The organism is Synechococcus sp. Cruz CV12-2-Slac-r, from assembly GCF_024346075.1.
Lineage (GTDB): Bacteria > Cyanobacteriota > Cyanobacteriia > PCC-6307 > Cyanobiaceae > Synechococcus_D.
In genome coordinates, this window is the sequence record NZ_JAGQEK010000106.1 from 1 (window position 1) to 5,676 (window position 5,676).

Below are 5,676 nucleotides of genomic sequence, written 5' to 3' on the forward strand. Positions count from 1 at the left end.
CCCTCAAACAGCCCCGTTGAAATAGGGCATGAGACACCACTGTTCGGATCGTCCCCTCCCAATCACGGGCCCTAACCATGTGAGATGTTGTGTGAGACGTTTGCTCGCACAGCTTGGCATGGGCGAGCATGAGCTGGCACAAGCTGTTAGCCCTAAAGCCAGTTGCAACAGGGCTTTTCAGCCGAAAATCCTTATCTAGAAAAGCAAGCGGGCGGCGGGAATCGAACCCGCATCATCAGCTTGGAAGGCTGAGGTTTTACCACTAAACTACGCCCGCGAATCAGGCAGGAGCAGCACTCCTAACCGTTTTGATCCTGCATCATGATAGGCACAAATGTGCAAATAATCCTGCTTGACGAGCTTGAGCGAATTGCCAATTTCAACACCGAGCCTTCTATCGGCTGGCAGTGAACGCCGTTTGCTCTGGAGTTATGGCCTTGGTGATGCCGGCACCGGCATGGTGGCAACCCAAATGGGGTTCTATCTTTTTGTATTTTTCACCTCAGTGGTAGGGCTCCCCGCATGGATGGCGGGAAGCGTACTGATGGTGCTCAAGCTTTGGGATGGCTTGAATGATCCATTTATTGGCTTTTTAAGCGACCACACCAAGCATCCCCTTGGTCCGCGGATTCCTTGGTTGCTTTACGGCGCAATACCGCTTGGAGTTTTCGTGGCCGCCAGCTGGTGGACTCCCCCCGGTGGGATCTGGATCAAATTTGTTGTGCTGGTGGCAATCGCCTCTTGTACACAAATTGCCTATACCTGCGTAAATCTGCCCTATTCCGCCTTAGCTGCTGAACTCACGCCAGATATCGATCTCCGCACCCGGCTTAATGCAGCCCGCTTTACCGGCTCAATTTTGGCGGGCTTAAGCGGAGTAGTAATTGCGGCCATGGTGGGGGTAAAAGTAAATGAATGTGGAGGTGGCGCTGGTTTGCGCGGTGGCGCATTTTTAGAGATGGGCTTGATTGGCGGGCTGGTAGTTGCGGTGGGCACTCTTGCTTGCGGCTGGGGTTTGAAGCCATTTGCGAAACATTGCCAGCAACCAAGCGGCAAAAAAGAACCAATCAAGCAACAACTTTTACGCGTAAGCCGTAACGGTCGCTTTTTAAAAGTGTTGGGCCTCTATCTATTGCTTTGGTGCGCGTTGCAGTTGATGCAAACCGTTGCATTGCTTTATTTCAATGTGGTGATGCAGGTGCCTTCAACTTGGAGCACCTGGATCCTGGTGCCATTTCAGATCAGTGCTCTACTTGGTTTACAACTTTGGAGCTGGGTAAGCAGCCGTTGGGGCCGAATTACAGCCTTGCGCAGCGGCGGCCTGCTATGGATCGTGGCCTGCCTGGTCGCAATGCTGCTCATACCCCTCGATGGGGCAGTGGCACCAATGGGTTCATTTTCCAATGGCCTTAATTTTGTGTTGCTTGTGGCCACAATTCTTGCGGTGGGGCTAGGGGGATCAACCGCTTTTCTGATTCCTTGGTCTTTATTACCTGATGCAATTGATGCTGATCCTGAAAAACCAGCAGGTTTATATACAGCTTGGATGGTAGTAATTCAAAAGTTTGGTATTGGGCTTAGTATATTTGTGTTAGGGAATGTTTTAACGCTTAGTGGCTACAAAGCTTGCACCGATTCCATTCTTTTACCTTCATCAGCACTCACCACAATTCGGCTTTGCATGGGTTTAATTCCAGCGGTTTTAGTTGTACTCGGCTTATTAGTAGTGCGCCGTTGGCCGAGGCGCATGCATCCAATCGCCCTTAACCCATGAAAACACCCCGTTGGTTGTCAAGGCTTGGCAGTAGCGCCTTGATCGGTGGACAAGCCCTAGCTGCTGTGGCGAAAGGAAAAATCAATTTAAATGAATTAATAGACAATCTCATGGAAGCGGGCCCTAGCAGCTTCCTTGTTATTTTAATAACCGGCCTTGCCTCAGGCACAGTTTTTAATATTCAAGTTGCTGCGGAGTTAACAAAGAACGGAGCTGCTTCTACCGTTGGCGGCATTTTGGCAGTTGGTTTATCAAGGGAGATAGCCCCATTGCTTACCGCCACATTGATTACAGGGAAGGTAGCTACCGCCTATGCCGCTTCCCTTGGCACCATGAAGGTAACGGAACAGATCGATGCCATAACGATGTTGCGCACAGACCCTGTGGAATTCCTTGTGGTGCCAAGGGTTTTAGCTTTATTAGTTATGTCGCCAGTGCAATGCTTGCTGTTTTTTGCAGTTGGTCTTTTCTCTGGGCAATTCAGCAGCACACTTCTCTATCGCATCCCTCCAAATGTGTTCTGGAATTCTGTTCGCAGTTGGATGGAACCAAGTGATGTGATCGGAATGTTGATAAAAGCAACAGCATTTGGCTTAATAATTTCAATCATCTCCTGTGGCTGGGGCCTCACAACCCGCGGCGGCCCAAAAGAGGTGGGCACCAGTACAACAGGAGCTGTGGTAATGATTTTAGTGGTAACTGCAATTACAGACGTTGTGCTTACCAAACTACTCTTTGGTTGAACAAGCTTTTTGCAAAATGGCTAACACAGAAAATAACAGCAGCAATTTCACAATTTCACCCCGTGCATGGGTAGCAACTGGAGTGTTAATTATATCAATAGCATCTGGCTTTATTTATTTTCCTGCTGGTTTAGTGCTAGCTATTTTTAGCATTTTTTTGTTTATCCAAACAGCTATCTTGCAACTAACATTTAGCGCAGATGCCCTACTTGTTACCCGCAGAAGCTGGGGAGCACCAGCTGTTGAAATCAAGCGCTTTCCCTATAAAGAATGGCAATACTGGCAAATTTTTTGGCCTCGATTTCCGGTTTTGTTTTATTTTCGTGAAATAAATAGTATTCATTTTTTACCAATGCTTTTTAGTGCTAATCAATTACAAAGTGAACTCAAGCAGCGGATCGGTCCCAGCGGAAAAGTTGATATTGCGGAAGCAATTGAAGCCTCTCCCCACCAGCTGTAAAGCAAAAACGGGCCAGTTTGCCCTGGGCGGTGAGAAAACCGTTGAAATTGCCAACGCCAGTTGCCGCTTGCAAGCTCACTAATTCCACTTGGGCCCCCACTGCACGGCTGAGCCGCTTGCGGATCAATCGCTTAACGGCAAGAGATTCAACTGCACCCATAGAACGCCCCTAAATACTTTCCGGTTTTAAAGCAAGAACCGAGCACACCGCCTTCGATTGCAGAAAAACTTTGGTATTCCTGAATACATATTTACAGTTGGTGCCACACTGCCTCTAGTTAAATTCAACGTTGTGGATGAGTCTTGGCAGCAATTAGCGCTCCAGGAGCTGCAGCAGAAACGAATCGAGCTGCAAGCGGAAATTACCGCTTTGGAAAGCCGAAAAACCCAGCTGCAACTAGAAATAAACAGCCATTTTGTTGGTAATGCCGATGGCTTGAGCCGCAGAGTAAAGGGCTTTCAGGACTACCTCACCGGGGCACTGCAGGATCTAGCCCGCAGTGTGGAACAACTGCCGTTGATTCCTGAAACTCTTACGGTTCAACCCTCCCCCCTTGATTTCGCAAGCCCTAATTCAGCTAACCAGCCGCCAGAAGTTGTTCCAAGCACAGCTATCGGCATTTTCAGCAACGATGCCGATCTGATAGTTGATCGGCTCACCAGCTTTAATGAAAATCCCGATTTTTATGCGGAGCCCTGGCAACTGCGCCGCAGCCTTGATGAAAATTCAAGAGAATTGCTACAACGCTGGTTTCTCGATCAGGGGGGTAGGGGAGCCCAACCCAGTGGTGGCAGCCGCAACCGCAATGTGCTCGTAGCCGCTGCTGCAATTGCAATTCTTGGTGAACTTTATGGGGAACGCTTTCAAACCCTTGTGCTGGCAGGTGAACCTGAACGACTCGGTGACTGGCGCCGAGGCTTACAGGATTGCCTTGGCCTCACCCGTGAGGATTTCGGCCCAAATAGTGGTGTAGTGCTGTTTGAACGCCACGAAGCTCTGGTGGAACGGGCTGATCGCTTGGAGGAAAAGGGTGAACTGCCGTTCATCGTGGTGGATGCAGCAGAGGCCACCGTGGCAATACCAATTTTGCAATTCCCCCTCTGGTTGGTATTTGCCGCTGATCCTCAAGAATTTAATTATCAAGAGGATTTGCTGTGATTAGTAATTCAATCAGCAATCAATTCCTTTTACCTCTGCTGGCTTATCTGCTGGGTTCAATCCCAAGCGGCTACCTTGCCGGTCGCTGGTTTGCTGGCATAGATATCCGTTTGCAGGGTTCAGGATCCACCGGTGCCACAAACGTATTGCGGCACGTTGGTAAAAGCGCCGCATTGCTGGTGTTCCTCGTGGATGTGTTCAAGGGCACAGCAGCAGTTTTGCTGGCAAAACAAATGATGGGCAGCAATGCCCACACCTGGCTGGTGGCTGCAGGTGTACTCGCCCTTGCTGGACACATCTGGCCCATCTGGCTCAAGGGCAAAGGGGGTAAAGCTGTAGCAACAGGCCTTGGCATGTTGCTGGGGCTGGTGCCTTCTGTGGGTTTTGCTTGTTTTGGAATTTTCCTTTTGGTGCTTAGTTGCAGCCGAATTGTGTCTTTATCAAGTGTGATTGCAGCGCTTGGTTTACCACTACTCCTTTGGGCAGCGGGCTACGGCAATACCCCCACGTATATGGGGCTTGGTTTTCTTACCGCTGCAATGGTGATTTGGCGGCATCGCAGCAATATCAAACGCTTGCTTGCCGGCACCGAACCGTGCATCGGCAGCCGGGCGCCTACCCCAACTGACGACTCCGCTCTGCAGCCTTAACCACTGCCTCCATAAGGGCAGAACGCAAACCGCAGCGTTCAAGTTCCCTTAGGCCCGCAATGGTGGTTCCTCCAGGGCTGCTAACCATGTCTTTTAGTTGGGCTGGATGTAGGCCTTGTTTTTCAATTAACACAGCCGATCCTTTCAACATTTTTGCAGCTAAATCAAGCGCTAATTGCCTTGGCAAGCCAGCGGCCACCCCACCATCGGCTAAGCCTTCCACCACTAAAGCTGCAAAGGCTGGCCCAGATGCAGCCAGAGCTAAAAAAGCATCCAGTTGGCTTTCAGGCAACTCAAATACCTGCCCTAGCGGTTTAAAAAGAGCTGAAACCTGTGAACGCTGAATATCGCTTACCTCAGCTCCATAGGAAAGCCCAATTAGGCCCTCTTGCACTAGAGCAGGCGTATTTGGCACTGCCCGCACCACTGAATGATTTGGAAAAGCCCTCTGCAAACGCTCTAGCTTTACCCCAGCCAGCACCGATATCAATAAAGGCTGCGGCGTAGAAAGTTCAATGCTGTGGGCTGGATGCTGCAAAAAAAGCTCAAGCTGCTGAGGCTTAATCGCTAGCAAAAGAAATGGAGTATTAAGGCAGGGGGCTGGATCAAGGCCCACTTCAATTTGATATTTCTGCTGCAAGTTCTGCGCAGAAGCGTGATTGGCCACACAGGCCACCACCTGTTCGCGTTTAAGTAAATCTTGCTCAAGCAGCGGACGCAATAAAGCTTGGGCCATCTGCCCTAATCCAATTATTCCCAGCTGAGGGCTTGAGCCGGAAAGGTGAGTGAAAAGCTCAGCCGTTGAGGGCATCCGAGCGACCCCAGGCGGGGCTTGGGGCTGCGGGCTGCTCCAAGCTTGAATCGCGGGAGATCACGCTTGGGGAAGCTGA

General features: G+C 50.2%; 6 protein-coding genes and 1 tRNA gene. 5 read left to right on the forward strand and 2 right to left on the reverse strand.

The genetic code is table 11. The features are described from left to right. Positions 1-206: 206 nt before the first annotated feature. A tRNA-Gly gene (locus KB557_RS08475) sits at positions 207-277 on the reverse strand. 75 nt (positions 278-352) lie between these two features. Here KB557_RS08475 and KB557_RS08480 point away from each other — a divergent pair. From KB557_RS08480 to plsY, 5 genes are all read left to right on the forward strand, one after another. Further along, positions 353-1,774: an MFS transporter gene (locus KB557_RS08480; protein WP_315856215.1), complete on the forward strand. Its 1,422-nt coding sequence runs from the start codon at positions 353-355 to the stop codon at positions 1,772-1,774. Continuing rightward, complete coding sequence (locus KB557_RS08485) at positions 1,771-2,517, forward strand: ABC transporter permease (RefSeq protein WP_255133227.1); 747 nt, start codon at positions 1,771-1,773, stop codon at positions 2,515-2,517. Before KB557_RS08480 ends, KB557_RS08485 begins: the two co-directional genes overlap by 4 nt. A 16-nt stretch (positions 2,518-2,533) precedes the next feature. Then, positions 2,534-2,977 (forward strand): DUF3119 family protein, encoded by a 444-nt coding sequence (locus KB557_RS08490; protein WP_255133229.1) that lies wholly within the window; start codon positions 2,534-2,536, stop codon positions 2,975-2,977. A 268-nt stretch (positions 2,978-3,245) separates the two neighbouring features. Beyond that, positions 3,246-4,136: a DUF3086 domain-containing protein gene (locus KB557_RS08495; protein ID WP_255133235.1), complete on the forward strand. Its 891-nt coding sequence runs from the start codon at positions 3,246-3,248 to the stop codon at positions 4,134-4,136. Continuing rightward, the gene (gene plsY / locus KB557_RS08500) at positions 4,133-4,786 is read left to right on the forward strand and encodes a glycerol-3-phosphate 1-O-acyltransferase PlsY (RefSeq protein WP_399218882.1); all 654 of its coding nucleotides are present in this window, start codon (positions 4,133-4,135) and stop codon (positions 4,784-4,786) included. The genes KB557_RS08495 and plsY overlap by 4 nt, the downstream gene beginning before the upstream one ends. Here the strand turns inward: plsY and proC are convergent. Beyond that, entirely contained in the window at positions 4,752-5,597 is an 846-nt protein-coding gene (gene proC, locus KB557_RS08505; RefSeq protein ID WP_255133231.1) for a pyrroline-5-carboxylate reductase, read from the reverse strand. The two genes, plsY and proC, sit on opposite strands and share 35 nt — an antisense overlap. Between the last annotated feature and the right edge of the window lie 79 nt (positions 5,598-5,676).

Excerpts from the sequence above, each read along its gene's own strand:
- proC (WP_255133231.1), bottom strand. The coding sequence starts at position 5,597 with ATGCCCTCAACGGCTGAGCTTTTCACTCACCTTTCCGGCTCAAGCCCT.
- KB557_RS08485 (WP_255133227.1), top strand. The coding sequence starts at position 1,771 with ATGAAAACACCCCGTTGGTTGTCAAGGCTTGGCAGTAGCGCCTTGATC.
- KB557_RS08490 (WP_255133229.1), top strand. The coding sequence starts at position 2,534 with ATGGCTAACACAGAAAATAACAGCAGCAATTTCACAATTTCACCCCGT.